Source organism: Actinosynnema sp. NPDC020468 (assembly GCF_040642015.1).
Classification (GTDB): domain Bacteria; phylum Actinomycetota; class Actinomycetes; order Mycobacteriales; family Pseudonocardiaceae; genus Actinosynnema.
Map to the genome: position 1 here is coordinate 1 of NZ_JBFAEO010000004.1, position 24,495 is coordinate 24,495.

The 24,495-nt window shown below is 72.2% G+C and carries 23 protein-coding genes; 13 read left to right on the forward strand and 10 right to left on the reverse strand.

Annotation, left to right across the window (positions count from 1 at the left end; translation table 11 throughout):
- Positions 1–559: 559 nt before the first annotated feature.
- Positions 560–1,243 carry a hypothetical protein gene (locus AB0G50_RS04865; protein ID WP_360102339.1) on the reverse strand — a complete coding sequence of 228 codons (684 nt, stop codon included), beginning with the start codon at positions 1,241–1,243 and terminating at the stop codon, positions 560–562.
- A 125-nt stretch (positions 1,244–1,368) separates the two neighbouring features.
- Between AB0G50_RS04865 and AB0G50_RS04870 the strand changes: the two genes are divergently transcribed.
- The 11 genes from AB0G50_RS04870 (at position 1,369) to AB0G50_RS04920 (ending at position 10,226) form a co-directional block, all read left to right on the forward strand.
- Entirely contained in the window at positions 1,369–3,120 is a 1,752-nt protein-coding gene (locus AB0G50_RS04870; RefSeq protein ID WP_360102341.1) for an acetyl/propionyl/methylcrotonyl-CoA carboxylase subunit alpha, read from the forward strand.
- Positions 3,121–3,130: 10 nt separating this feature from the next.
- The gene (locus tag AB0G50_RS04875; RefSeq protein ID WP_360102343.1) at positions 3,131–3,568 is read left to right on the forward strand and encodes a DUF1707 domain-containing protein; all 438 of its coding nucleotides are present in this window, start codon (positions 3,131–3,133) and stop codon (positions 3,566–3,568) included.
- Positions 3,565–4,389, forward strand: coding sequence for an HAD family hydrolase (locus tag AB0G50_RS04880; protein WP_360102345.1), 825 nt, complete (start codon positions 3,565–3,567; stop codon positions 4,387–4,389). Before AB0G50_RS04875 ends, AB0G50_RS04880 begins: the two co-directional genes overlap by 4 nt.
- Complete coding sequence (locus AB0G50_RS04885) at positions 4,389–4,919, forward strand: GNAT family protein (protein ID WP_360102347.1); 531 nt, start codon at positions 4,389–4,391, stop codon at positions 4,917–4,919. Before AB0G50_RS04880 ends, AB0G50_RS04885 begins: the two co-directional genes overlap by 1 nt.
- Positions 4,920–4,930: 11 nt before the next feature.
- On the forward strand, positions 4,931–5,371 hold the full coding sequence (locus AB0G50_RS04890; protein ID WP_360102349.1) for a GNAT family N-acetyltransferase: 441 nt from the start codon (positions 4,931–4,933) through the stop codon (positions 5,369–5,371).
- 21 nt (positions 5,372–5,392) lie between these two features.
- Entirely contained in the window at positions 5,393–5,959 is a 567-nt protein-coding gene (locus AB0G50_RS04895) for a DUF3558 domain-containing protein (protein WP_360102351.1), read from the forward strand.
- 132 nt (positions 5,960–6,091) lie between these two features.
- A complete protein-coding gene (locus tag AB0G50_RS04900) occupies positions 6,092–6,433 on the forward strand; it encodes a transcriptional regulator (RefSeq protein ID WP_360102353.1) in 342 nt (113 codons plus the stop codon).
- A gap of 41 nt (positions 6,434–6,474) precedes the next feature.
- Entirely contained in the window at positions 6,475–7,779 is a 1,305-nt protein-coding gene (locus tag AB0G50_RS04905; RefSeq protein WP_360102355.1) for a PPE domain-containing protein, read from the forward strand.
- Positions 7,779–8,570 carry an ESX secretion-associated protein EspG gene (locus tag AB0G50_RS04910; RefSeq protein WP_360102357.1) on the forward strand — a complete coding sequence of 264 codons (792 nt, stop codon included), beginning with the start codon at positions 7,779–7,781 and terminating at the stop codon, positions 8,568–8,570. The genes AB0G50_RS04905 and AB0G50_RS04910 overlap by 1 nt, the downstream gene beginning before the upstream one ends.
- A gap of 100 nt (positions 8,571–8,670) precedes the next feature.
- A complete protein-coding gene (locus AB0G50_RS04915) occupies positions 8,671–9,078 on the forward strand; it encodes a YciI family protein (RefSeq protein WP_360102359.1) in 408 nt (135 codons plus the stop codon).
- A gap of 2 nt (positions 9,079–9,080) precedes the next feature.
- A complete protein-coding gene (locus tag AB0G50_RS04920; RefSeq protein WP_360102712.1) occupies positions 9,081–10,226 on the forward strand; it encodes a DUF6596 domain-containing protein in 1,146 nt (381 codons plus the stop codon).
- A gap of 52 nt (positions 10,227–10,278) precedes the next feature.
- Here the strand turns inward: AB0G50_RS04920 and AB0G50_RS04925 are convergent, their stop codons facing one another.
- Entirely contained in the window at positions 10,279–10,728 is a 450-nt protein-coding gene (locus AB0G50_RS04925; protein ID WP_360102360.1) for a gamma-glutamylcyclotransferase, read from the reverse strand.
- Positions 10,729–10,844: 116 nt separating this feature from the next.
- Here AB0G50_RS04925 and AB0G50_RS04930 point away from each other — a divergent pair, with 116 nt between their 5' ends.
- Positions 10,845–12,248, forward strand: coding sequence for an NAD(P)H-quinone dehydrogenase (locus AB0G50_RS04930; RefSeq protein WP_360102362.1), 1,404 nt, complete (start codon positions 10,845–10,847; stop codon positions 12,246–12,248).
- Between the two features lie 50 nt (positions 12,249–12,298).
- Here AB0G50_RS04930 and glpK read toward each other — a convergent pair whose 3' ends face one another.
- Positions 12,299–13,804, reverse strand: a complete 1,506-nt coding sequence (glpK, locus tag AB0G50_RS04935) for a glycerol kinase GlpK (RefSeq protein WP_360102364.1) — start codon at positions 13,802–13,804, stop codon at positions 12,299–12,301.
- Positions 13,805–13,815: 11 nt separating this feature from the next.
- Positions 13,816–14,556, reverse strand: a complete 741-nt coding sequence (locus AB0G50_RS04940; RefSeq protein ID WP_360102366.1) for an MIP/aquaporin family protein — start codon at positions 14,554–14,556, stop codon at positions 13,816–13,818.
- 172 nt (positions 14,557–14,728) lie between these two features.
- Here AB0G50_RS04940 and AB0G50_RS04945 point away from each other — a divergent pair, with 172 nt between their 5' ends.
- The gene (locus AB0G50_RS04945; RefSeq protein WP_360102368.1) at positions 14,729–16,456 is read left to right on the forward strand and encodes a glycerol-3-phosphate dehydrogenase/oxidase; all 1,728 of its coding nucleotides are present in this window, start codon (positions 14,729–14,731) and stop codon (positions 16,454–16,456) included.
- A gap of 78 nt (positions 16,457–16,534) precedes the next feature.
- On the opposite strand, the gene AB0G50_RS04950 is transcribed toward AB0G50_RS04945, so the two are convergent.
- The 6 genes from AB0G50_RS04950 to AB0G50_RS04975 form a co-directional block, all read right to left on the reverse strand.
- Complete coding sequence (locus tag AB0G50_RS04950) at positions 16,535–17,806, reverse strand: amidohydrolase (RefSeq protein ID WP_360102370.1); 1,272 nt, start codon at positions 17,804–17,806, stop codon at positions 16,535–16,537.
- Complete coding sequence (locus AB0G50_RS04955; protein WP_360102372.1) at positions 17,803–18,969, reverse strand: M20 family metallopeptidase; 1,167 nt, start codon at positions 18,967–18,969, stop codon at positions 17,803–17,805. Before AB0G50_RS04955 ends, AB0G50_RS04950 begins: the two co-directional genes overlap by 4 nt.
- 177 nt (positions 18,970–19,146) lie before the next feature.
- Positions 19,147–19,452, reverse strand: coding sequence for a hypothetical protein (locus tag AB0G50_RS04960; RefSeq protein WP_360102374.1), 306 nt, complete (start codon positions 19,450–19,452; stop codon positions 19,147–19,149).
- A gap of 40 nt (positions 19,453–19,492) precedes the next feature.
- Positions 19,493–20,506, reverse strand: coding sequence for a methylmalonyl Co-A mutase-associated GTPase MeaB (gene meaB, locus AB0G50_RS04965; RefSeq protein WP_360102376.1), 1,014 nt, complete (start codon positions 20,504–20,506; stop codon positions 19,493–19,495).
- Positions 20,499–22,670 carry a methylmalonyl-CoA mutase gene (gene scpA / locus AB0G50_RS04970; protein ID WP_360102378.1) on the reverse strand — a complete coding sequence of 724 codons (2,172 nt, stop codon included), beginning with the start codon at positions 22,668–22,670 and terminating at the stop codon, positions 20,499–20,501. Before scpA ends, meaB begins: the two co-directional genes overlap by 8 nt.
- Complete coding sequence (locus tag AB0G50_RS04975; RefSeq protein WP_360102714.1) at positions 22,667–24,424, reverse strand: methylmalonyl-CoA mutase family protein; 1,758 nt, start codon at positions 24,422–24,424, stop codon at positions 22,667–22,669. Before AB0G50_RS04975 ends, scpA begins: the two co-directional genes overlap by 4 nt.
- Positions 24,425–24,495 lie beyond the last annotated feature (71 nt).

Consider the following 24,495-nt stretch of genomic DNA (forward strand, 5'->3'; position numbering starts at 1 on the left):
ACCCAGGTCCCCCGGAGGTCCTCGCCCCCCCCCATGGGGGTGGGCGAGCACAGCCGGAGTCCACGCAGGCCGGAGCTCATATGGTCGGACCTGCACAGATCAAGCGACCGCAGGCCGGCCCCACTCTCGCCCAACCGCGCCCGCCGCCCTCGCCCGCCGCCCTCGCCCGCCCCAGCTCGCCCCCACCCGCTCCCGCGCTCCCGCCTCAGCCCCCATCCGCCCCCGCGCCCCCGCTCCCGCCTCAGCCCTCACTCGCTCCCGCCCTAGCCCCACTCCAGCCCGCGCCCGCCCGCCGGCTCGTGCTCGTGCTCGTGGGTTGCCTTCGGCTTCGATTGCTCAAACGTCGGATCGTTCAACAATCCCGTTGCTGAACATTCCTACAACCCTCCACCGTGCACTGCCAAAGGATCATTCAACAATTCTACAGTTGAACATTTCTACGGCCATCCCTTCACAGCCAATCGTAGGATTGTTCAACAACCCTACGACTCAACAATCCCCTGAGCGGTACTCGCGGCCGGGGCGTCCGGGGCTCCTGCGAAACGAACGGCCGTGTGGGTCAGGCGCCGCAGGGTTGCAGGTGGGTCGGGTCGGGGGTGATCACCGGCCAGCCGGGGAGGGACTCCGCGTTCGGGGTGACGGTGGTGCAGCCGAGTTCGGTGGTGCCGCCGTTGCCGCCGACCACGGAGAAGACCTGGGCGTAGCGGTTCGGGCAGTCGGTTCCCGTGGCGCACGCCCGTTGCACCGCCACCACGTCCACGACCCCGTCGCCGTTCACGTCGTGCAGGGCCAGGTAACCGCCCGTCGACACGTACGGCAGCGCCGCGCGCGACCACGCCCCCGACCGCCGCACGATGGCCTCACCCTGGGTGTCCGCCCCGACCGCGCCCCGGACCAGGCACACCGCGACCTCGGCGTCGACGCACTGCAACGCGTCCTTGCCGATCGACGCGCCCTGCTGCGCGATGGTCAACTCGAAGATCGTCCGCCCGGTGGTCCCCGACGTCCGGATCCGCCCGGAGTCCGGTCCGACCAGCACCTCGACGGTGTCCGTCCCGACCTCGGTCGACACCACCGACCGGCACGTCGTGGTGCCGCACCGCAGGTCGTCCTGCTCGTTCGAGGACTCGGCCGCCGACCCGGCCGAGGGCGGGCGGAGGGTCCACGCGTACCCCATGCCGGCGATGGTCACGGCGACCGCCACGCAGGCGGTGATCAGCGCGGGAAGCGACGGGCGGGCCACCCGGGTGATTCTTCCACCCCCACGTCCGGCCACATGTGGTCCGTGTCTCGGTCCCACATTACTGATGGGTCACTAAACTCCTGCTCCGTCACTTCCGTACCAACGTCGCTGGAAGGTAGGACGTCGTGTCGCTGCGCAAGGTCCTCGTCGCCAACCGCGGTGAGATCGCCGTCCGGGTCATCCGAGCGTGCCGGGACGCCGGTCTCGCGAGTGTCGCCGTCTACGCCGACCCCGACCGGGACGCGCCGTTCGCGCGCCTGGCCGACGAGGCGTTCGCGCTCGGCGGCAGCACGCCGGGCGACACCTACCTCTCCGTCGACAAGCTGCTGGACGCGGCCAAGCGGTCGGGCGCGGACTCGGTGCACCCCGGGTACGGCTTCCTGTCCGAGAACGCCGACTTCGCGCAGGCCGTGCTGGACGCCGGGCTGATCTGGATCGGGCCGACCCCGCAGGCCATCCGCGACCTGGGCGACAAGGTCACCGCGCGGCACATCGCGACCCGCGCCGGCGCGCCGCTCGTCCCCGGCACCAAGGACCCGGTGTCCGGTCCGGACGAGATCGTCGCGTTCGCCCGCGAGCACGGCCTCCCGGTCGCGATCAAGGCGGCGTTCGGCGGCGGCGGGCGCGGGCTCAAGGTCGCGCGCACGCTCGAGGAGATCCCGGAGCTGTTCGACAGCGCGGTGCGCGAGGCGGTCACCGCGTTCGGCCGCGGCGAGTGCTTCGTGGAGCGCTACCTGGACCAGCCCCGGCACGTCGAGGCCCAGGTGCTGGCCGACCAGCACGGCAACGTGGTGGTCGTCGGCACCCGCGACTGCTCGCTCCAGCGCCGGCACCAGAAGCTGGTCGAGGAGGCGCCCGCGCCGTTCCTGACCGACGAGCAGCGCGCGTCGATCCACACGTCCGCGCGCGCCATCTGCAAGGAGGCCGGCTACCACGGCGCCGGCACGGTGGAGTACCTGGTCGCGCGGGACGGCACGATCTCGTTCCTGGAGGTCAACACCCGGCTCCAGGTAGAGCACCCGGTGTCGGAGGAGACCGCGGGCGTCGACCTGGTGCGCGAGCAGTTCCGGATCGCGGCGGGCGAGCGGCTGCGGTTCACCGAGGACCCGACCCCGCGCGGTCACTCGATCGAGTTCCGGATCAACGGCGAGGACGCGGGCCGCGGCTTCCTGCCCGCGCCGGGCACCGTCACGAGGTTCGAGGCGCCGTCCGGTCCGGGCGTGCGGGTGGACGCGGGCGTGGAGTCGGGCACCGTCATCGGCGGCCAGTTCGACTCGTTGCTGGCCAAGCTGGTCGTCACCGGCGAGGACCGCGCCCAGGCCCTCGAGCGCGCCCGGCGGGCGCTGGACGAGCTGGTCGTGGAGGGCATGGCGACGGTCGTCCCGTTCCACCGGCTGATCGTGCGCGACCCGGCGTTCGTCGGCACGGACGAGGGCTTCGCGGTGCACACCCGCTGGATCGAGACCGAGTTCGACAACACCGTCGAGCCGTTCGCGGATCCCGCCGAGGCCGAGGAGGGCGAGGCGCGGCGGACCGTGGTCGTGGAGGTCGGCGGCCGCCGGCTGGAGGTGTCGCTGCCCGGCGACCTCGCCGCGCCGGCCGCGGCCAAGGACGTGAAGACCAAGGCGCGCAAGCGGTCCGGCGGCAAGGCCGCGGTGTCGGGCGACGCGGTGACCGCGCCGATGCAGGGCACCATCGTGAAGGTGGCGGTCGAGGACGGGCAGCAGGTCCGGGCGGGCGACCTGGTCGTGGTGCTGGAGGCGATGAAGATGGAGAACCCGGTGACCGCGCACAAGGCGGGCGTGGTGACGGGTCTCTCGGCCGAACCGGGCGCGACGGTCACCCAAGGCTCGGTCCTCTGCGAGATCAAGGAATAGGCTGGGTCCCGTGGGCGAGCGGGACATCCGGATAGGCGACGCGGAGCGCGGTCAGGCGCTCGAACTGCTCGGCACCCACCTCGGTGAGGGCCGGCTCTCGGTGGACGAGTACGGGGAGCGGTCGGCGCTGGTCACGGCGGCGAAGACGCGCGGCGAGCTGCTCGCGCTGTTCGCCGACCTGCCCGGGCCGCACCCGGTGTTCGCGCAGACCACGCCCCTGCCGACGGTGACGGCGGGCGCGGCGCCGGTCGAGCGCCGCCGGTTCGAGCTGGACCCGCGGTTGGGCAAGGTCGCGGTGCCGCTCGTGGTGCTGACCTGCGTGGGGTTGTACATGCTGATCAAGGTGCCGGCGATCTTCCTGCTGATCCCCGTCGTGGTGATCCTGGTCGGGTCGTTCGGCGGTGGTGGCGGCCACGGCGGGCACGGTCGTGATCGGCGTCGGCGGTGACGACGCTGCTGCTCGACCTCGACGGCGTGCTGCGGGCGTTCGGCCCGGACGAGCCCATCGAGGACGCGCACGGCCTGCCGCACGGCTCGCTGGCCGCCGCCGCGTTCGCGGTGGTCGGCCCGGCGCTGGTGGGCGAGCAGACCGACCGGCAGTGGCGCGCGGCGATCGTGGACCGGCTGGTGGCCGACGGCGTCGACCGCGCGGTGGCCGAGCCCGCGGTGCGCGACTGGTCCCGGATCGGCTCGGTGGTGCCCGAGGCGGTGGCGCTGGTGCGCCGGGTACGGCCGCGGGCGCGGGTGGCGGTGCTGACCAACGCGACCGACCGGGTGTTCGCCGACCTCGGTGAGCTGGGCTTGGACCGCGAGGTGGACACGGTGGTGTCCTCGGCGGTGCTGGGCGTGGCGAAGCCCGCGCCGGAGGCGTTCGCCAAGGCGTGCGACGTGCTGGGCGTGCGGCCGGCGGACACCGTGTTCGTCGACGACTCGGAGCGCAACGTGGCGGGCGCGCTGGCGGCCGGGTTGGACGCGGCGCACGCGCCGGACCACGTGGCACTGGAACGGGTGCTCGCCGAACGCGGTCTGCTGGGCCCGCTGCTGCTGGTGCTGCACGACCGGGACGAGGCGCTCGCGGTCGCGGCGGAGCTGCGGGCCGCCGGGTGGACGCCGTGCCTGGTGCACCGGGAACTCCTGGCGGGCGAGGACGACGCCGAGGACGCGGACTGGGTGGTGGAGCTGGCAGGCGGACCGGACGGGCCGGCCGCCGCGGCGCGCGCGTTCCTGGAGGAGCTGGCCGACCGGCACGACGGTTTCGTGACGGACTGATGGACCCCGTCGACCTCGTCGCGGACGACTACGTGCTGCGGCAGTTGCGGGCGGAGGACCACGGTCAGCTGGTCGACGCGCTGGGCGACGCCGAGATCCGCCGGTGGCTGTGGGCCTACCGGGTGGCGGACGCGGCGGCGGCGCGGTCCTACGCGGGGTTCCGCGGCTGGCAGTGGCTCAAGGGCGAGCGGTACTCGTGGTCGGTGTTCGCGGCGTCCGGCGAGCTGGCGGGCGAGGTCGGGCTGCGGGACGTGAACGCGCACGACCGGTCGGCCGAGGCGGTGTGCTGGACGACGGCGGCGTTCCGCGGCCGCGGGCTCGCGGTGGCGGCGCTGACCGCCGCGCTGGGGTTCGGGTTCGGCGAGGCGGGGTTGCACCGGGTCGCGTACCGGCACTCGGCGCGCAACCCGGCGTCCCGGCGGGTGGCCGAGAAGTGCGGTTTCCGGCTGGAGGGGACGTTGCGGGACGCCGAGGTGATCGACGGCGCGCCGCACGACCTCCTGCTGTGGTCCAGGCTCTCGACCGACTAACGTGCCTCGGCGTGGAACCGGTCGAGATCAACGCGGGCGAGCTGTACCTGCGCGCGCTGCGGGTGGACGACCGGATCGACGACCGCGTGGCGCTGGTGGAGGGCGGCCGGTTCGCCGACGCGGGAACAGCGGGTGAATTCATCTCCGCGCGCACCACCGACTGGGCGGCCGACGAGGGCTGTTCCTGGGCGGTCTGCGAACAGCTGGGCAACACCGCGGTCGGCGAGATCTCGTTGACCGCGCGGGGTGCGATCGACTGCTGGACCACCCCGGACCGGCGCGGCGAGGGCATCGGGACGGCCGCGCTGGACGCGGTGCTGCGGTTCGGGTTCGGCTTCCTCGAGCTGCCGCACGTGGACGGGAGGCCGGTCGACCCGGCCGGGATCCGGTTGGCGCAGAAATGCGGCTTCGCCCCCGACCGTTCACGTGGCGTGTGGACACGGCTACGGTAGGTGCGCATGAGGGCCACTCGCATGATCGCGTTCGCGGTCGCGTCGTCGCTGGTCTCCTGCACCGCCACGCCCGTCGAGAAGACCGACGGCCACGTGGATGAACCACTCAGCGTGACGACGACCTTCGCGCCCGGTCCGCCGCGGCCCTCCGAGATCCGCCTCGACGGCGTGGACCCGTGCACCGTGCTCTCGCCCGACCAATTGCGGCAGTTGAGCTTGGACCTGCCTCCGAGCGGGTACGTGGAGTCCGGCTTCGGCAACGCGAAGGCGTGCTCGATCCGCAGCGGGATCAGCGGGAACGTGGTGCGCCTCGCGCTCGTCACAGTCGAGGGCGTCGGTGTGTGGCTGGACGAGAACGCGCAGGTCGACGCCCGACCGCTAACGATCGCGGGCTTTCCGGCGATGACTGTCCGTACACCTGGTCTCGACCAGCTGTGCAACGTGGAGGTCGATGTGGCGAACGGGCAGTTCCTCGACGTGATGTTCCGCGACGGGGGAAACGCGCAGAAGTTGCCTCAGGACGCGCTCTGCCTCGGTGCGCAACGCGCGGCCGAGGCGGCGGTGGCCGGTTTGCTCCAGAGGCGCTGACCCACGCGGGGGAGGTTGGGCTCATCCTCTCCCTCAGTGTCGTACCGCATGGCTACAGTGACTGTGCGCTGACGGAAACGGATCACGGGGAGGTCGTCCATGCCGTCGGAAGACCACGGACAGGGTGGCGATGTGGGTGCTCCGCCGACGTCGCACGCGTTGAACGTGGACCCCACCGCCATTCCCGGCCTGAAGAGCGCGTTCGCGGGCGCGCTGTCGAGGCTCGACCAGCAGATCGAGTCGGCCGTCACCGAGATCCGCGTCCGCCCCTGGGCGGGCGATCCGGTGAGCGCCGACGCCGCGCAGAAGTTCAACGACCGCTCGCTGGAGTCCGGCGACTCGGCCCTGGCCGCGCTCCAGGACTACCAGGCGCAGCTGAAGTCGGGTCTGGACGCGCTGAACCTGGTCGAGCGCCAGTACCACTCGATCGAGTCCGACAACACCGGGTTGATGGGGCAGCAGGGCGGCTGTTGATCGGCCACCCGGGATCCGTGCTCTAGGCAAGGGGAAACGTCGTGCCGGAACACCGCTGGAGCGGGTACAGCCACGAGGAGCTGTACAAGCAGATCAACTCCGGTCCTGGACCGGCCGCCTCGCACGCCTCGATCGAGCGGTGGGAGGGCATCTCGGCCGCGTTGACCGAGATCAACGCCGACCTGCACGCGGGTGTGCTGAAGTCCGGCGCCAAGTGGGAGGGGGCCGCGGCCGACCAGGCGCGCAAGGGCATCAACCCGCTGGCGACGTGGGCCGAGGACGCCCGCAGCGGCTCGGAGTTGATGCGGCTGTCGGCCGAGTTCCAGGCCGACCACATCTCGAAGGCCCGCGCGGACATGCCGCCACCGGTGAAGGTGACGGCGGAGAACCCGGGCGCCCTGGTGTCCGGGTTGACCCACCTGATCGGCGGGCAGACGGACTACGAGATCCAGGAGAAGGCGCACAACGCGGCCGAGCAGCGCGCGCGTGAGGTCATGACGACCTACGCGTCCAGCACGGCGGCGAACACGGCGTCGCTGGGCCAGTTCCACCAGCCGCCGCAGTTGGTGATCAACGCCTCGAACATCGTCCGCAACGACACCGCCGGCCTCTCCGGCGTGCCCGGTTTCGGCGGCACGTGGGGCAGTTCCGGCTGGTGGGGCACCGGTCGGCCGCCCGCGGGCGGCGGGATGCGCACCACGCCCGCCGCGCCGAAGGCGGTGCCGACCAACGGTGGCTCGGCGACCGCGCCCGCGGGCAGCGGCTCGGGTTCGGGTGGCACCACGTCGGGTTCCGGCGCGGGCGGCACGACGCGCACCAACACCGGTGGCGGCGGCGGTGGCGCGGGCGGCGGTTCGAGCACGTCCGGCGGCCTCTACGGCTCGGGCGGCGTGATCGGCGGTCGCACCTCGGACCAGGACAAGCGCAAGTCGGGCACCACGACGGCCGAGCAGCACGGCGGTTCGTCCGCGACGACGGGCTCCGGTTCCGACGCGGCGGGCGGGCACGCGCCCAAGTTGGCCGGCACGACGTCGACGAGTTCCGCGGAGTTCGGCGCGCTGGCGTCGGCGCAGCACAACTCGATCGGCGCGGGCGGCTCGACGGGTCTGCTGGGCGGCGGCGGTCCGGCGTCGGCGGCCCACGGCGACAACGGCGACACCGTGCACAAGCGCTCCACCGCGCTCCCCGCGCAGCAGGCGTTCGACCCGTTCGGGTTGGGCACCGGCCGCGCCGAGGAGGAAGAGGAGCAGACCCACGACGCCGCCGAGTACCTGCGGGAAACCGACGACATCTACGGCGTCGGCGGCTACTCCCCCGCCGTGATCGGGGAGATCGCGACCGACTGATGACGATCGGCATCGACTTGGGCACACCGGAACTGCGGGACCCCGTCACGATCTCCGCGCTGGAGTTCGACGTCCTGTGGGAACACCTGCGGCTCGAGTCGATGCCGCTCGTCCTCAAGGTCCCCTCGCCCGGTCGCACGACCGAGGAGCGGGCGACCTTCGAGCAGCGGGCGTGGACGTCGCTGGCGGGCCGGGGTCTCGGCTCGCCGCGGTCGGTGGACGAGAACCTCGAGGAGTTGCTCTCGGTCCTCGACCGCCCGGACGTGGAGGTCGACGCCCGGCTGTGGCTGGGTCGGAGCACCAGGGTGCTGGCCGCGGCGAAGGGTCCGGTCGCGGTGCTGGCCACCCTCACCGAGGACACCCTGACGCTGCGCCCGGCCTCGGCGGAGGGTCTGCCCCGGGAGGCGCTGACCGCGCTCCCGTCGCTGCCGGCGGGCAAGGGCCGGTCGATCACGCTGCCCAGCCCGATCCTGGACGCCGCCGCGGCGGAGGCCACCACCCCGGCCTCGCTGGAACCGCTGCTGGTCGCGGCCGGTGTGCGCGGCTCCGACGCCAGGACGTTGACCGAGATGCTCACCGACGCGGGCCACCGCGGCCAGTTCGGCGCGGCGCACCGCGACAAGTGGGGCAAGCGGCACCGCAACCCGGAGGTCGTGTCGTTCTTCGACAACCCGACCGGCCGCTACCTCCAGCTCCGCAGGCAGGCCGACCCGCAGCCGCCGTGGTCCACGATCTCCCCGACCACGCACCGCGACCTGCTGGCCCACCTCACCGCCCTGCTTCCCGAATAGGGGAAAATTCTTTCGGCGGTCGTGTCGAGAACCTGCGGCGTGCTCCGTCCCCGGGGTGAGCGCGACCGGACCGGGTCGCATCGACGCGAGGAGAACGACCATGGCCAAGTACCTGCTGCTCAAGCACTACCGCGGCGCGCCGGACCCGGTGAACAACGTGCCCATGGCCCGGTGGACGCCGGAGGAGATCACCGCGCACGTGAAGTACATGAAGGACTTCGCGGCCCGGCTGGAGGAGACCGGCGAGTTCGTGGACAGCCAGGCGCTCGCGCCGGAGGGCACGTTCGTCCGGTTCGACGGCGAGGGCCGGCCGCCGGTCACCGACGGCCCGTTCGCCGAGACCAAGGACCTCATCGCGGGGTGGATGGTGATCGACGTCGACAGCCACGAGCGCGCCCTGGAGCTGGCCGCCGAGCTGTCGGCCGCGCCCGGCGCCGGCGGGAAGCCGATCCACGAGTGGCTCGAGCTGCGCCCGTTCCTGGGCGCGTCGCACACCATCACGGAGTGACCGTGGACGAGGCACTGCTCCGGAGCCTGACCCCCGGGGTGCTCGGGATCCTCGTCCGCCGCGGAGCCGATTTCGCGGCGGCGGAGGACGCCGTGCAGGACGCGCTGGTCGAGGCGGTCCGGGTGTGGCCGGCCGACCCGCCGCGCGACCCGAAGGGGTGGCTCGTCACGGTCGCGTGGCGGCGGTTCCTCGACGCGACCAGGGCGGACGCCGCCCGACGGCGGCGCGAGGACCTCGTGGAGGAGGAGCCGGCGCCCGGCCCGGTGCCCGCGTCGGACGACACGCTGCGGTTGTACTTCCTGTGCGCCCACCCGTCGCTGACCCCGTCGTCGGCGGTCGCGCTGACGCTGCGCGCGGTCGGCGGGTTGACCACCCGGCAGATCGCGCGGGCCTACCTGGTGCCCGAGGCGACCATGGCGCAGCGGATCAGCCGGGCCAAGCGCACCGTCTCCGGCGTGCGGTTCGACCAGCCGGGCGACGTGGCCACCGTGCTGCGCGTGCTCTACCTGGTCTTCAACGAGGGTTACTCCGGTGACGTCGACCTGGCCGCCGAGGCCATCCGGCTCACCCGGCAGCTCGCGACCGCGATCGACCACCCGGAGGTCGCGGGCCTGCTCGCCCTGATGCTGCTGCACCATGCCCGGCGGGCCTCCCGCACCACGCCCGACGGCGGCCTGGTGCCGCTCGCCGAGCAGGACCGGACCCGCTGGGACACCGCCATGATCACCGAGGGCGTCGCGATCCTCCAGGCGGCGCTGGCCCGCGACCGGCTGGGCGAGTTCCAGGCGCAGGCGGCCATCGCGGCGCTGCACGCGGACGCGCCCGCCGCCGAGGAGACCGACTGGGTGCAGGTGGTCGAGTGGTACGACGAGTTGGCGCGGCTGACCGACAGCCCGGTCGTCCGGCTCAACCGCGCGGTGGCCGTCGGCGAGGCGGACGGCCCGCACGCGGGGTTGGCGGCACTCGCGGCGCTGGACGCGGGCCTGCCCCGGTACTCGGCGGTGGCGGCCTACCTGCACGAACGCGCCGGCGACCCGGACACCGCGGCCCGGCTGTACGCGGAGGCCGCCCACCAGGCGACCAACCTGGCCGAACGCGACCACCTGACGAGCCAGGCGGCGCGCCTCAACACCCGCGGCGCGGGGTGACTCCTCCCGGCGACCGGGAGGAACCCCGGTCACCTCGGCGGACGTGGCGGGGTCAGGGCCCGATTCCCCGGCACGGCCGGGTGCGCAGGTCGGAGACGTAGTCGTCGGGTGCTCCCGCCGACTCGGCGGCGTCGGCCACCACGCCCAGGTAGCGGGCGCTGGGCAGGCCGCCCTCATAGGCGTCGAGGACGTAGAGCCAGGCCACGACCGAACCCTCCAGGGTCTGGGCGCGCAGCCGGATCTTCTTGTACAGACCCAGCGCGCCCTCCCACCGGTCCAGCAGGGACTCGTCCCGCGGGCTCAGGTCGTACAGGACCACGAAGGTCTGGGCGATCGGGTCCTCGACGATGGTGGCGAGCGCGCCTTCCCAGCCCAGGTCCTCGCCACCGAACGTCAGACGCCATCCGGCGAGCCACCCGGTTCCCGCCATCGGGGAGTACGGGGCTCGCTCCATCATCTGGTTCGGATCCATGTTGGACCCGTACGCGGCATAGAGCGGCACGAGCACAGCCTAGCCACTCGCCGATCACCCGGAGGAACCAGAAGACCGGACGACACGCCCCGACACCCGACCGCGTACGGTTGGACCGCTGCCCTGGAGCTTGAGGAGGACGTGTCGTGACCCGCATCGTCATCATGGGTGGTGGCCCGGCAGGTTACGAGGCGGCTTTGGTCGCGGCCCAGCACGGCGCCGAGGTGACCATCGTCGAACGTGAGGGCCTGGGCGGCGCGTGCGTGCTCTACGACTGCGTCCCGTCCAAGACGTTCATCGCCTCGGCCGGCGGCCGCAGCAGCTTCCGCAACGCCGGTGAGCTGGGCATTCGCACGAACGACAAGGAAGCCAAGGTCGACCTGCCGGTGGTGCACGGCCGGGTCAAGGGCCTCGCGCTCGCCCAGTCCGCCGACGTCCGCGCCCGGCTCCAGCGGGAGGGCGTGCGGATCGTCAACGGCACCGCCCGGTTCTGCGACAGCGAGCGCGGGCTGGCCCAGCACAAGGTCGTCGCGACGACCGCCGACGGCGCCGAGGAGGTGCTCGCGGCCGACGTGGTGCTGATCGCCACCGGCGCGACGCCCCGCGTGCTGCCGGGCGCGGAGCCGGACGGCGAGCGGGTGCTGACCTGGCGGGAGATCTACGACCTGCCCGAACTCCCCGAGCACCTGGCCGTCATCGGGTCGGGTGTCACCGGCGTGGAGTTCGCCAGCGCGTACACCGAACTCGGCGTGAAGGTGACCATGGTCTCCAGCCGCGATCGGGTGCTCCCGCACGAGGACGCCGACGCGGCCGTGGTGCTGGAGGACGTGTTCGCCGAACGCGGCACGGCGGTGGTGAAGCACGCCCGCGCGGACCGGGTCGAGAACACCGGTGACGGGGTCAAGATTCACCTGGAAGACGGTCGCACGATCGAGGCGAGTCACGCCCTCATGACCGTCGGCAGCGTGCCGAACACCGAGGACCTCGGCCTCGAGAAGATCGGCATCGAACTCGGGCGCGGCGGGTACATCCCGGTGGACCGGGTGTCGCGCACGAACATCTCGGGCGTGTACGCGGCGGGCGACTGCACGGGTGTGCTGCTGCTCGCGAGCGTCGCGGCCATGCAGGGCCGGATCGCGATGTGGCACGCGCTGGGCGAGGGCGTCAGCCCGATCAAGCTCAAGACGGTCGCCGCGAACGTGTTCACCAGCCCGGAGATCGCGTCGGTCGGCATCAGCCAGCAGTCGATCGACAGCGGCAAGGTGCCCGCGCGCACGGTCATGCTCCCGCTGGCCACGAACCCGCGCGCCAAGATGGAGGGCGTCCGGCGCGGCTTCGTGAAGCTGTTCTGCCGCCCGGCCACCGGTGTGGTGATCGGCGGCGTCGTGGTCGCGCCGAACGCGAGCGAGCTGATCCTGCCGATCGCGCTGGCCGTGCAGAACCAGCTCACCGTCGAGGACCTGGCCACGACGTTCTCGGTCTACCCCTCGCTGACCGGGTCCATCACCGAGGCCGGCCGCCAGCTCATGCGGCACGACGACCTGGACTGACCACCTGGGACGACGGCCGGAGCCCCGAGGGCGCCCCGGCCGTCCGGCGGTCACTCCACCCAGTCGAACGTGCGGGTCACCGCCTTCTTCCAGTAGTGGTACTGCTGCTCGCGCGTCTCCTCGTCCATCGCGGGGTCCCACTGCTTGTCCTGGGCCCAGTTCTGCCGGATGTCGTCCTCCGACTCCCAGAACCCGACCGCGAGGCCGGCGGCGTAGGCGGCGCCCAGCGCGGTGGTCTCGTTGACCACCGGCCGGATCACCGGCACCCCGAGGATGTCGGCCTGGAACTGCATGAGCAGCTCGTTGACCACCATGCCGCCGTCGACCTTCAACGAGGTCAGCGCGACGCCGGAGTCGGCGTTCATCGCGTCGATCACCTCGCGGGTCTGGAACGCGGTCGCCTCCAGCACCGCCCGCGCGAGGTGGCCCTTGTTGACGAACCGGGTCAACCCGACGATCGCGCCGCGCGCGTCGGACTTCCAGTACGGCGCGAACAACCCGGAGAACGCGGGCACGAAGTACGCGCCGCCGTTGTCGTCCACCGACCGCGCGAAGTCCTCGATCTCGGCGGCGGTCCCGATCATGCCGAGGTTGTCGCGCAGCCACTGCACCAGTGAGCCGGTGACCGCGATCGACCCCTCCAGCGCGTACACCGGGTCGTTCGAGCCGATCTTGTAGCAGACCGTCGTGAGCAGGCCGTTCTCGCTCATCACCTTCTCGGTGCCGGTGTTGAGCAGCACGAAGTTGCCGGTGCCGTAGGTGTTCTTGGCCTCGCCCGGCGACAGGCAGGCCTGGCCGAACGTGGCCGCCTGCTGGTCGCCGAGGTCGCCCGCGATCGGCACGCCCGCCAGCGCGCCGCGTTCCCGGACGTGCCCGTAGACCTCGGACGACGACCGGATCTCGGGCAGCATCGACAGGGGGATGCCCATGTCGGCGGCGATGTCCGGGTCCCAGCTCAGCGTGTCGAGGTTCATCAGCAGGGTGCGGGAGGCGTTGGTCGGGTCGGTGGCGTGCACGCCGCCGTCGACACCGCCGGTCATGTTCCACAGCACCCAGGTGTCCATGTTGCCGAACACCAGGTCGCCCGCCTCGGCCTTGGCGCGGGCGCCCTCGACGTTGTCGAGGATCCAGCGGATCTTGGGGCCGGAGAAGTAGGTGGCCAGCGGCAGTCCGGTCTTGTCCCGGTACCGCTCCTGACCACCGCCGAGGTCGCCCAGCCGGTTGCAGATCTTGTCGGTCCGGGTGTCCTGCCACACGATCGCGTTGTAGACCGGCTGCCCGGTCGTGCGGTCCCAGACCAGCGCGGTCTCGCGCTGGTTGGTGATGCCGACGGCGGCGATGTCGCCGAGGTGGAGGTCCGACCTGGCCAGCGCGCCCGCCGCGACCTGGCGGGTGTTGGTCCAGATCTCCAGCGCGTCGTGCTCGACCCACCCCGCCCTGGGGAAGATCTGCTCGTGTTCCTTCTGGTCGACCGACACGACGCGGCCCGAGTGGTCGAAGATCATGCACCGGGTCGACGTGGTTCCCTGGTCGATCGCGGCGACGTACTTGCTCATGGAGCGTCCTTTCAGACCGGGAGGGCCAGGTAGAGCAGCGCCGCGAGCGCGCCGCCGATCAGCGGGCCGACGATCGGGACCCACGCGTAGCCCCACTCGGCGCTGCCCTTGTCGCGGATCGGCAGGATCGCGTAGGCGATGCGCGGACCGAGGTCGCGGGCCGGGTTGATGGCGTACCCGGTGGGTCCGCCGAGCGAGTTGCCGATGCCGATCACGACGAACGCGACGCCCGCGTAGCCCAGCGCCGAGTTGCCGAACTGCGGGACGCCGTCGGTCGCGGCCTTCGCGGCCGGGCTCAGCAGGACCCACGCCACCAGCACGAACGTGCCGATGACCTCGGAGATCGTGTTCCACGCGGGTGAGGGGACGGTGGGTCCGGTGCAGAAGATGCCCCGGGTGCCCGCCGGGTCGTCGTGCGTGTCGAACTGGAGCTTGTAGGTGAGCCACGCGAGCACGGCGCCGATGAAGGCACCGAGCAGTTGCGCGGCGAAGTACACCGGGACCTGGTCCCACGGGGTCTTGCCCGCGATGGCGAGGCCCAGCGTGACCGCGGGGTTGAGGTGCGCGCCGCTGGGAGCGGCGACGCTGGCGCCCGCGAAGACCGCGAAGCCCCAGCCGAAGTTGACCAGCAGCCACCCGCCGCCGGCGCCCAACGCGTTCTTCAGGACCGTGTTGGCGACGACGCCCGCGCCCAGCAGGATCAGGATCGCGGTGCCGATGGTTTCCCACACGAAGATCGAACCAGTGCTCATCCGGCGACCTCCTCGTCTTGGAAGGAAGCAGCGCACTGGGTACGGCGGCGCTGCCCACCCCACACGATGTGGGATGACGCTAGTTCCGGCATGTTCGGATGTCCACGGTGGCGTACTGGCGGGTAACGTGGTCTGGTCGACGCTGACGAGTCGACTCAGGGAGGCGTTGCCCGTGGTCGCACGTGTGCAGTCCGAGACGTCCGGTCGGTTGGGCCCGGACGAGCGCGAGGCGTCCTGGCGACGACTGGGCGAGGAGACGTTCGACCTGGTGATCGTCGGCGGCGGGGTGGTCGGCGTCGGGTCGGCGCTCGACGCCGCGACCAGGGGGTTGCGGGTCGCGCTGGTCGAGGCCAGGGACCTGGCCTCGGGCACCTCGAGCCGTTCCTCGAAATTGTTCCACGGTGGTTTGCGCTACCTGGAACAACTGGAGTTCGGACTGGTCCGGGAAGCGCTGCGGGAACGCGAACTGATGCTGACCCGATTGGCACCGCACCTGGTGAAACCGGTCAGCTTCCTGTACCCGCTGACCCGTCGGGTGTGGGAACGCCCGTACACCGCCGCCGGATTGCTGATGTACGACACGATGGGCGGCGCGCGATCCGTTCCGGGGCAGAAGCACCTGACCCGCGCGGGCGCTTTGCGCATGGTGCCGGCGTTGAAGCGGGACGCGTTGATCGGCGGTATCCGCTATTACGACGCGCAGGCCGACGACGCGCGGCACACCATGATGGTCGGTCGCACGGCGGCGCACTACGGCGCGGTCGTGCGGACGTCGACGCAGGTCGTGGGCTTCCTGCGGGAGGCGGACCGGGTGTCCGGGGTGCGGGTGCGCGACGTCGAGGACGGTCGGGAGACCGAGGTCCGGGCGCACGCGGTCATCAACGCGACCGGGGTGTGGACCGACGAGTTGCAGCGCCTTTCCGGATCGCGCGGGCGTTTTCGGGTGCGCGCCAGCAAAGGCGTGCACATCGTCGTGCCGCGGGACCGGATCGTGTCCGAGAGCGGGTTGATCCTGCGCACCGAGAAATCGGTGCTGTTCGTGATCCCGTGGCGCAACCACTGGATCGTGGGCACCACGGACACCGATTGGAACCTCGATCTCGCCCATCCCGCGGCGACCCGGGCGGATATCGACTACATCCTCGAACACGTGAACTCGGTGTTGGCGACGCCGTTGACGCACGACGACATCGAGGGCGTCTACGCAGGATTGCGGCCGTTGCTCGCCGGCGAGAGCGAGTCGACCAGCAAGCTGTCGCGCGAGCACGCCGTGGCGCGGGTCGCGCCGGGGCTGGTGGCGATCGCGGGCGGCAAGTACACGACCTACCGGGTGATGGGCGCGGACGCGGTGGACGCCGCGGCGGTCGACCTGCCGGGTCGGATCCAGGCGTCCATCACGGACAAAGTTCCCCTGATCGGGGCGGACGGGTACCACGCCCTGGTGAACCAGGCGGACCAGTTGGCGGCCCGGTACGGGTTGCACCCCTACCGGGTGCGGCACCTGCTGGACCGGTACGGCTCGCTGGTGCACGAGGTGCTGGCCTCGGCGGACCCGGAACTGCTCAAGCCGCTGCCGGGCGCGCCGGACTACCTCCAGGTCGAGGTCACCTACGCGGCGTCGCACGAGGGCGCGCTGCACCTCGAGGACGTGCTGACCCGGCGGACCCGGATCTCGATCGAGTACCCGCACCGGGGCGTGGACTGCGCCGAGGACGTCGCCCGGCTGATGGCGGGCGTGCACGGCTGGGACGACGACCGCGTCGCCCGCGAGGTGCAGGTCTACACGGCCCGCGTGGAGTCCGAGCGCGCCTCCCAGGCCGAGCCCGACGACCAGGCCGCCGACGCGGTCCGCTCGGCGGCGCCGGAAGCCCGCCCGGACCTGGTCGAACCGGTCTCCTGACACCGGAGAAGCCTCCGGGCCGCACCGCGGGGGTGCGGCCCGGAGGCCGGTGACTCGGCGCCGTCGGGGCCGGGTGGCTCAGGCCAGCGAGGTCAGCGCGGTGTGGACCATCACCCGGATGCCGGCCATGAGGGCCCGCTCGTCCAGGTCGAAGCCCGGCTGGTGCAGGTCCTTCTGCTTGGTGACGCCGTCCCAGACGCCCAGGCGGGCGAACGAGCCGGGCACGTGCTCCAGGTACCAGCCGAAGTCCTCGCCGCCCGACGACTGCTCGGTGCCGGCCAGGGCGTCCTCGCCCAGCGCCGCCTCGATGCCGGCGCGCAGCAGCATGGTCGACTCGCGGTCGTTGACCACGGGCGGCACGCCGCGGCGGTGGTGCAGGTCGAAACCGACGCCCAGCGGCGCGAGCAGGGCTTCCACCAGTTCCTTGACCAGCGGTTCCAGCTCGGCCCAGATGTCGCGGTTGCCGGTGCGCAGGGTGCCGCGCAGGACGCCGTCCTGCGGCACGGCGTTGGCCGCCTCGCCCGCGTGCACCGCGCCCCACACCAGCACGGTGCCGGAACGCGGGTCGACGCGGCGGGACAGCAGGGTCGGCAGGCCCGTGATCACCGAGCCGAGCGCGTGCACCAGGTCCGCCGTGAGGTGCGGGCGGGACGTGTGGCCGCCCGGCGAGGTCAGGCGCAGTTCCAGCATGTCCGAGGCGGACGTGATGGCGCCGATCCGGGTGCCGATCCGGCCGACGGCCAGCCGCGGGTCGCAGTGCAGGCCGAAGATCCGCTCGACCCCGTCGAGACCGCCCGCCGCCAGCACGTCGAGCGCGCCGCCCGGCATGACCTCCTCGGCGGGCTGGAACACGAGCCTGATCCGGCCGGGCAGCTGCGTCGCCGACGCCAGGGCCAGCGCCGCGCCCAGCACCACGGTGGTGTGCGCGTCGTGGCCGCACGAGTGCGACACGCCGGCCACCGTCGAGGCGTAGGGCGCGCCGGTCGTCTCGGCCAGCGGCAGCGCGTCGATGTCCGCGCGCAGCGCCACGCAGCGCGGCCCGGAGCCGACGTCGCACACCAGGCCGGTGCCGCCGGGCAGCACCCGGGGCCGCAGGCCCGCCGACCGCAGCACGTCGCAGATCAGCTCGGTGGTCGCCACCTCGTGCCGGGACAGCTCCGGGTGGGCGTGGAGGTGCCGCCGCCAGGCGACGACCTCGGAGGCGTTCGCCGCCAGCCACTCGTCGAGCCACGACGGCCCCCGGCCCGCTCCCGGATCATCCACAGGGGCAATGCTGACCCCGCGATCGGTCAACAGCACTTCGGCTCCCTCCTCTCCCGGCAACGGCGGACGCGAATCCACGACCGTCATGCCGCACCACCCAGCAGACGTGCGCGCTGCGCCGGGTCTGTCGCGGCGGCAATGGTTGTCCAGGCAAGGGCGAGTGCTCCGTCGAGCACAGCTCGGTCGGCGGATGCCGACGCACAGGCGGTCGCGAACTCGATTTGGTGGTTCACCGCGTCTCCGCAGTCGATGGCGATGGTCGGGTGGATGGCCGGCAGCGCGCGGGTGACGTTACCCATGTCCGTGCTGCCGATCTTGTGCTGAGCCTCCTCGGCGGGGCTCAGCGGGGTGCGACCCAGGGACGTGACGGCCTGCCGGTAGGCGTCCGCCAGCCACGGGTCGGGTGTCAGCTCGGCGTATACCGGCGAGACCTTGACGACCTCGTGGGTGCAGCCGGTGGCCAGCGCGCCCGCCTCGAAGCACCGGTAGACCCGGTCCTCGAGCGAGCGCAGCGACTCCAGGTCGGAGGCGCGCAGGTCGAACATCGCCGACGTGTGCGCCGGCACGATGTTGGGCACGGTGCCACCCCTGGTGACGATGCCGCTGACCATCTGGCCCGGCGCGAGGTGCTGCCGGGCGAGCCCGACGGCGACCTGGGCGACGGTGATCGCGTCCGCCGCGTTCACGCCGAGGTGCGGCGCGGCGGCGGCGTGCGAGGGCTTGCCGGTGTAGTGGACCTCGACGTCGGTGATGGCCAGCGACTTCGCCGCGACGGCCTCGTAGGGCGCCGGGTGGACCATCATCGACAACGACACGTCGTCGAATACCCCGCGCTCCAGCATGAGCACCTTCCCGCCGCCCACTTCCTCGGCGGGGGTGCCGATCACCCGGACCGTGAGGCCCAGTTCGTCGGCGAGGTCGCGCAGCGCGAGGGCGGCGCCCGCCGACGCGGCGGCGATGACGTTGTGCCCGCAGGCGTGGCCCACCTCGGGCAGCGCGTCGTACTCCGCGCAGAGGCCGAGGACGACCTCGCCCGAGCCGTAGCAGGCCGTGAACGCGGTCTCCAGGCCGGCGACACCGCGCTCGACCTCGAAACCCTCCGCTGCCAGCAGGTTCGCCACCTTGGCCGCGCTGCGGTGCTCCGCGAACGCGAGCTCCGGCTCCGCGTGGATGCTGTGCGAGAGGCCTACCAGCGCATTCGAGTACCGCTCGACGGCCGAGCGCGTCCTGGACTTGAAGTCGGTACCCATTTGCGTCCATCTTCCATCACGGTCCGGCGGCCTCGCGGCGCGTCACGTTGATCAACCGCCGGCCGGTCGAACCGATGCGCCAAGCGGTGTTCAAGTTTCGGTCAGACCGATCAAGAGTGCGCAGTGGTCCCTGCACCGGGACCGGGAACCGATCAACTCGTCCGAGCCGTGCCGGTACTACTTCTTCCGCGCCTTCCGCCAGTTCGACCAACGTCGCCTGTTACGCAGGTATACGAGGCCGAACAGCACCACCGCGATACCTCCGGCCCACAACTTGTTCTTCGTCTCGCTGCTCACGCCGGCGGCCGGCGCCTGGGGCGCATTGATGTCCGGGCCGGTGGCGGTCGGCGTGACGGTATCGCTCGGTTGGGCGACCAGGTGGGCGACCGCGACGGGCGCGGGCTGCGCCGCCACCGCTGTTCCACCAACGGTGAAAGTGCTGGCCAGCACGAAAAAACAGACCGCGAGCACGGATCGCCACATAGCCGCCAAGCCTAGCTACCGCACCCCAGGCTTACCACTCTCAGTGGTCACCCAAACCGGCGAGGTGAGTACCACTCGTGAAGGCGCGCAAGATCTTCTCGGCGGCGAGGGTCGCCGTCAGCTCACCGTTCCGAACCTGCCGTTCGACTTCGGGAACCAGAAGTCGGACGGCGGGCGCCGCGTGCAGGCTCCCGAGCAGCTGCTCGTGCACCATCGCCCACGTCCACTCGACCTGCTGCCGGCGCCGCGACGCGTCCAGCTCACCCGCCTCCTCCAGGGTCGACCGGTGCGCGCGGACCCGCGCCCACACCTCGTCCAGCCCGGTGCCCTCCAGCGCGCTGCACGTCAGCACCGGCGGGTGCCACAGCGCGTCGGCCGGTCGCAACAGCCGCAGCGCGCCGGACAGCTCGCGGGCCGCCTTGCGCGCGTCCAGCTCGTGCGGGCCGTCGGCCTTGTTCACCGCGATCACGTCGGCCAGCTCGAGCACGCCCTTCTTGATGCCCTGGAGCTGGTCGCCGGTGCGGGCGAGGGTGAGGAACAGCGAGCAGTCGGTCATGTTCGCCACCGCGACCTCGGACTGGCCGACGCCGACCGTCTCGACCAGCACCACGTCGTACCCGGCCGCCTCGACCAGCACGATCGACTCGCGGGTGGCCCGGGTGACGCCGCCGAGCGTGCCGGAGGTCGGCGAGGGCCTGATGAACGCGGCGTCGTCCACCGCGAGCCTGGCCATCCGGGTCTTGTCGCCCAGGATGCTGCCGCCGGTCCGGGTCGAGGACGGGTCGACGGCCAGCACCGCGACCCGGTGGCCGGCGGCGGTCAGCATCGTGCCGAACGCGTCGATGAACGTCGACTTGCCCACGCCCGGCACGCCCGTGACGCCGATCCGGTGCGCCGCGCCCGCGTGCGGCAGCAGCTCGACCAGCAGCTCCTGCGCGGCCGCGCGGTGGTCCGCCCTGGTCGACTCGACCAGGGTGATCGCGCGCGCGAGGATGCCCCGGTTGCCGGCGAGCACGCCCTTGGCGTACTCGCCGACGTCGACCGGCCTAGCCATGCCCGAGCTGGGCCGAGAGCCTGCCCAGCAGGTCGGCCGCCGCGTCCGCGATGACGGTGCCGGGCGGGAAGATCGCCGCCGCGCCCGCCGCGCGCAGCGCGTCGAAGTCCTGCGGCGGGATCACGCCGCCGACCACGATCATGACGTCCTCGCGACCCAGGTCGGCCAGCGCCTCGCGCAGCGCGGGCACCAGCGTGAGGTGGCCCGCGGCGAGCGAGGACACGCCGACGATGTGCACGTCGGCCTCCACGGCCTGGCGCGCGACCTCCTCCGGCGTCTGGAACAGCGGGCCGACGTCGACGTCGAAGCCGAGGTCGGCGAACGCGGTCGCGATCACCTTCTGCCCGCGGTCGTGCCCGTCCTGGCCCATCTTGGCGACCAGGATCCGCGGCCGGCGGCCCTCCTGCTCGGCGAACTCGGCCACGACCTCACGCGTGGCGTCCACGTTGGACACCGAGCCGACCTCCTCGCGGTACACGCCGGTGATGGTCCTGATCTGCGCGGAGTGCCTGCCCCAGACCCGGCCCAGCGCCTCGGAGATCTCGCCGACGGTCGCCTTCGCGCGCGCCGCGTCGATCGCCAGCTCCAGCAGGTTGCCGTCCGCGTCGGCGGCCCTGGTCAGCGCGGCCAACCTCGAGTCCACTTCGGACTGGTCGCGTTCGGCGCGCAGCCGGGCCAGCTTCGCGAGCTGCTGGGCACGCACGCCCGCGTTGTCGACCTTGAGCACGTCGATCTGCTCGTCGGTCGCGACCTGGTACTTGTTCACGCCGATCACCGGCTGCCGGCCGGAGTCGATGCGCGCCTGGGTGCGCGCGGCGGCCTCCTCGATGCGCAGCTTGGGGATGCCCGCGTCGATCGCCCGCGCCATCCCGCCGGCCGCCTCGACCTCGGCGATGTGCGCCCACGCCCGGTTCGCCAGGTCGTGGGTGAGCCGTTCGACGAACGCGCTGCCGCCCCACGGGTCGATCACGCGCGTGGTGCCCGACTCCTGCTGGAGCAGCAGCTGGGTGTTGCGGGCGATGCGCGCGGAGAAGTCCGTCGGCAGCGCGAGCGCCTCGTCCAGCGCGTTGGTGTGCAGCGACTGCGTGTGGCCCTGGGTCGCGGCCATCGCCTCGACGCAGGTGCGCGCCACGTTGTTGAACACGTCCTGCGCGGTGAGCGACCAGCCCGAGGTCTGGCAGTGCGTGCGCAGGGACAGCGACTTGGGCGACTTCGGCTCGAAGGTCTTGACCAGCTTGGCCCAGAGCAGCCGGGCGGCCCGCAGCTTGGCCACCTCCATGAAGAAGTTCATGCCCACGGCCCAGAAGAAGGACAGCCGGGGCGCGAACGCGTCCACGTCCAGCCCGGCGTCGCGGCCCGCGCGCAGGTACTCGACGCCGTCGGCCAGCGTGTAGGCCAGCTCCAGGTCGGCCGTCGCGCCGGCCTCCTGCATGTGGTAGCCGGAGATCGAGATCGAGTTGAACTTCGGCATCCGCCGCGAGGTGAACGAGAAGATGTCGGAGATGATCCGCATCGACGGCGTGGGCGGGTAGATGTAGGTGTTGCGGACCATGAACTCCTTGAGGATGTCGTTCTGGATGGTCCCCGCGAGCAGTTCCGGCGCCACCCCCTGCTCCTCGGCCGCGACGACGTAGAGCGCGAGCACCGGCAGCACCGCGCCGTTCATGGTCATCGACACGCTCATCCGGTCCAGCGGGATGCCGTCGAACAACTGGCGCATGTCGTAGATCGAGTCGATGGCCACGCCCGCCATGCCGACGTCGCCCGCGACCCTGGGGTGGTCGGAGTCGTAGCCGCGGTGGGTGGCCAGGTCGAACGCGACCGAGAGGCCCTTCTGGCCGGCCGCGAGGTTGCGGCGGTAGAAGGCGTTGGACTCCTCGGCGGTGGAGAACCCGGCGTACTGCCGGATGGTCCACGGCTGGTTGACGTACATCGTGGGATACGGGCCGCGCAGGTAGGGCGCGATGCCCGGGTACGTGCCGAGGAAGTCCAGACCCGCCAGGTCCTCCGCGCCGTACACCGGTTTGACCGCGATGCCCTCGGGTGTCTCCCAGGTGAGGGCGTCGACGTCCTTGCCGGTCACGTCGTTGAGGGCGCGCCGCCACGCGTCGTGGCCCGCGCCGGTCGGCTCGCCGAGGTCGAGTCCGGTGAAGTCGGGGATCATCGGGTCACTCCGAGGAACTCGAAGGTGTGCTCCAGCACGCTCAACGCCGGGCAGCCGGTGTACACGTACTCGTCGATCCCGGCGTCGGACTTCTTGCCCGCCAACAGGATCCGCTCGGCACCGGCGGCGCGGAGCGCGTCCGCCACCGGTGCCGCGAGCTCGGCGTAGCCGCTCTCGCTGCCGCACAGGCACACGACGCGAGCGCCGCTCTCGGTGAACTTCGCGACGACGTCCTCGACGGTCTTCGTCGGACCGGCGTTCGGGGTTTCGAGGCCGCCCGCCTGGAACAGGTTGGCCGCGAACGTCGCACGCGCGGTGTGCGCGGCGACCGGGCCGAGGGTGGCCAGGAAGACCTTGGGCCGCACGGGCGCGGCGTCGGCGGCGTCGCGCAAGGCCTCGAAGTCCTGCGCGTAGCGGATCCGGGGCAGTCCGCCGCCGGGTTCGGCCGGCGCGGGCGCGCGGGTCACGGCCGCCTCGCCGAGGTTCGGGAACTCGCTGACACCGGTGATGGCGTCGGTGCGGTCGGCCAGGTTGGCCCGGCGCCGTTCCCAGGTGGCCGCGATCCGGTCGGCGACCAGCGGGAACGCCGTCGGCAGCCCGCCCGCGGCCTCGATCTCGCGGAACCACTCCCAGGCCGCGCGGGCCAGGTCCTCGGTGAGCGCCTCTACGTACCAGGAGCCGCCGGCCGGGTCGACCACGCCCGCGAGCCTGCTCTCCTCCAGCAGCAGCGACTGGGTGTTGCGCGCGACGCGCCGGGAGAAGTCGTCGGGCAGGCCGATCGCGTGGTCGAACGGCAGCACGGTCACCGAGTCCGCGCCGCCCAGACCCGCGCCGAAGCACGCGATCGTGGTGCGCAGCATGTTGACCCACGGGTCGCGCCGGGTGGTCATGGCGGGCGAGGTGACCGCATGCTGCACCTGCGCGGCGGGCGCGCCGGACAGCTCGGTGACCCGCGACCACAACCGCCGCGCGGCGCGGAACTTCGCGATGGTGAGGAACTGGTCGGCGGTCGCCGCGTGCCGGAACTCCAGCAGCCGCACGGCTTTCGCCACCGGCACGCCGCCGTCGACCAGGTGCCGCAGGTAGGCGACGCCGGCCGCGAGCGCGGCGCCCAACTCCTGCGCGTCGCTGCCGCCCGCCTCGTGGAACGGCAGTCCGTCGACCACGACGACCCGCAGTTCGGGGAACGGCTCGGCGCGGGCGACGAGGTCGGTCAGCGCGGCGAGGTCGGCGGGCGCGCCGGTGCGGGCCTGCACGCCGAGCGGGTCGGCGCCCACGTTGCCGCGCACGTCGCCGGGCAGCACGGGGCTCTGGTCCCAGACCCGCAGCATGGCGCGGCCGGTGTCGAGGAAGTCGACGCCGCCGTCGACCACGACGGGCGCGAGGTCGAGGTAGACCTCGGCGAGCACGTCGGCGAGCCGGTCGCCGGGCACCCGGAGCCACAGCGAGGTGACGCCGTTCTCCAGGTCGGCCATGACGGCCTCGCGGTCAGGTGTCCGGTGCAGCTGGCGCACGTCCCACGCGCCGCTCTGCGGTCGGCCGCCCCTGGTGTAGGGCGGCAGGCCGGGGAATCCGGGCGGGACGTCGGTCGCGGTGTACAGCGGCCGGACCCGGATCCCGTCGTAGGTGGTGGTGACGAGGCTGTCGAACTCGGCGCCGGACTTCTTGAGGACACCCTCGACCAACCCGAGCCACTGCTCGTGGTCCGGGGTGGGGAATTCGGCGGCCAGCGCCAGTTCGCCGGACGGCTCCATCATGCTCCGCAGTGTTACTCACTAGTAGTAGGGCGGCTATGTGAGGTTCGCCGCCGTTAACGATGCAGTCC

Excerpts from the sequence above, each read along its gene's own strand:
- AB0G50_RS04885 (WP_360102347.1), top strand. The coding sequence starts at position 4,389 with ATGGACCCCGTCGACCTCGTCGCGGACGACTACGTGCTGCGGCAGTTG.
- AB0G50_RS04895 (WP_360102351.1), top strand. The coding sequence starts at position 5,393 with ATGATCGCGTTCGCGGTCGCGTCGTCGCTGGTCTCCTGCACCGCCACG.
- AB0G50_RS04910 (WP_360102357.1), top strand. The coding sequence starts at position 7,779 with ATGACGATCGGCATCGACTTGGGCACACCGGAACTGCGGGACCCCGTC.
- AB0G50_RS04915 (WP_360102359.1), top strand. The coding sequence starts at position 8,671 with ATGGCCAAGTACCTGCTGCTCAAGCACTACCGCGGCGCGCCGGACCCG.
- glpK (WP_360102364.1), bottom strand. The coding sequence starts at position 13,804 with ATGAGCAAGTACGTCGCCGCGATCGACCAGGGAACCACGTCGACCCGG.
- AB0G50_RS04940 (WP_360102366.1), bottom strand. The coding sequence starts at position 14,556 with ATGAGCACTGGTTCGATCTTCGTGTGGGAAACCATCGGCACCGCGATC.
- AB0G50_RS04950 (WP_360102370.1), bottom strand. The coding sequence starts at position 17,806 with ATGACGGTCGTGGATTCGCGTCCGCCGTTGCCGGGAGAGGAGGGAGCC.
- AB0G50_RS04955 (WP_360102372.1), bottom strand. The coding sequence starts at position 18,969 with ATGGGTACCGACTTCAAGTCCAGGACGCGCTCGGCCGTCGAGCGGTAC.
- AB0G50_RS04960 (WP_360102374.1), bottom strand. The coding sequence starts at position 19,452 with ATGTGGCGATCCGTGCTCGCGGTCTGTTTTTTCGTGCTGGCCAGCACT.
- meaB (WP_360102376.1), bottom strand. The coding sequence starts at position 20,506 with ATGGCTAGGCCGGTCGACGTCGGCGAGTACGCCAAGGGCGTGCTCGCC.
- scpA (WP_360102378.1), bottom strand. The coding sequence starts at position 22,670 with ATGATCCCCGACTTCACCGGACTCGACCTCGGCGAGCCGACCGGCGCG.
- AB0G50_RS04975 (WP_360102714.1), bottom strand. The coding sequence starts at position 24,424 with ATGGAGCCGTCCGGCGAACTGGCGCTGGCCGCCGAATTCCCCACCCCG.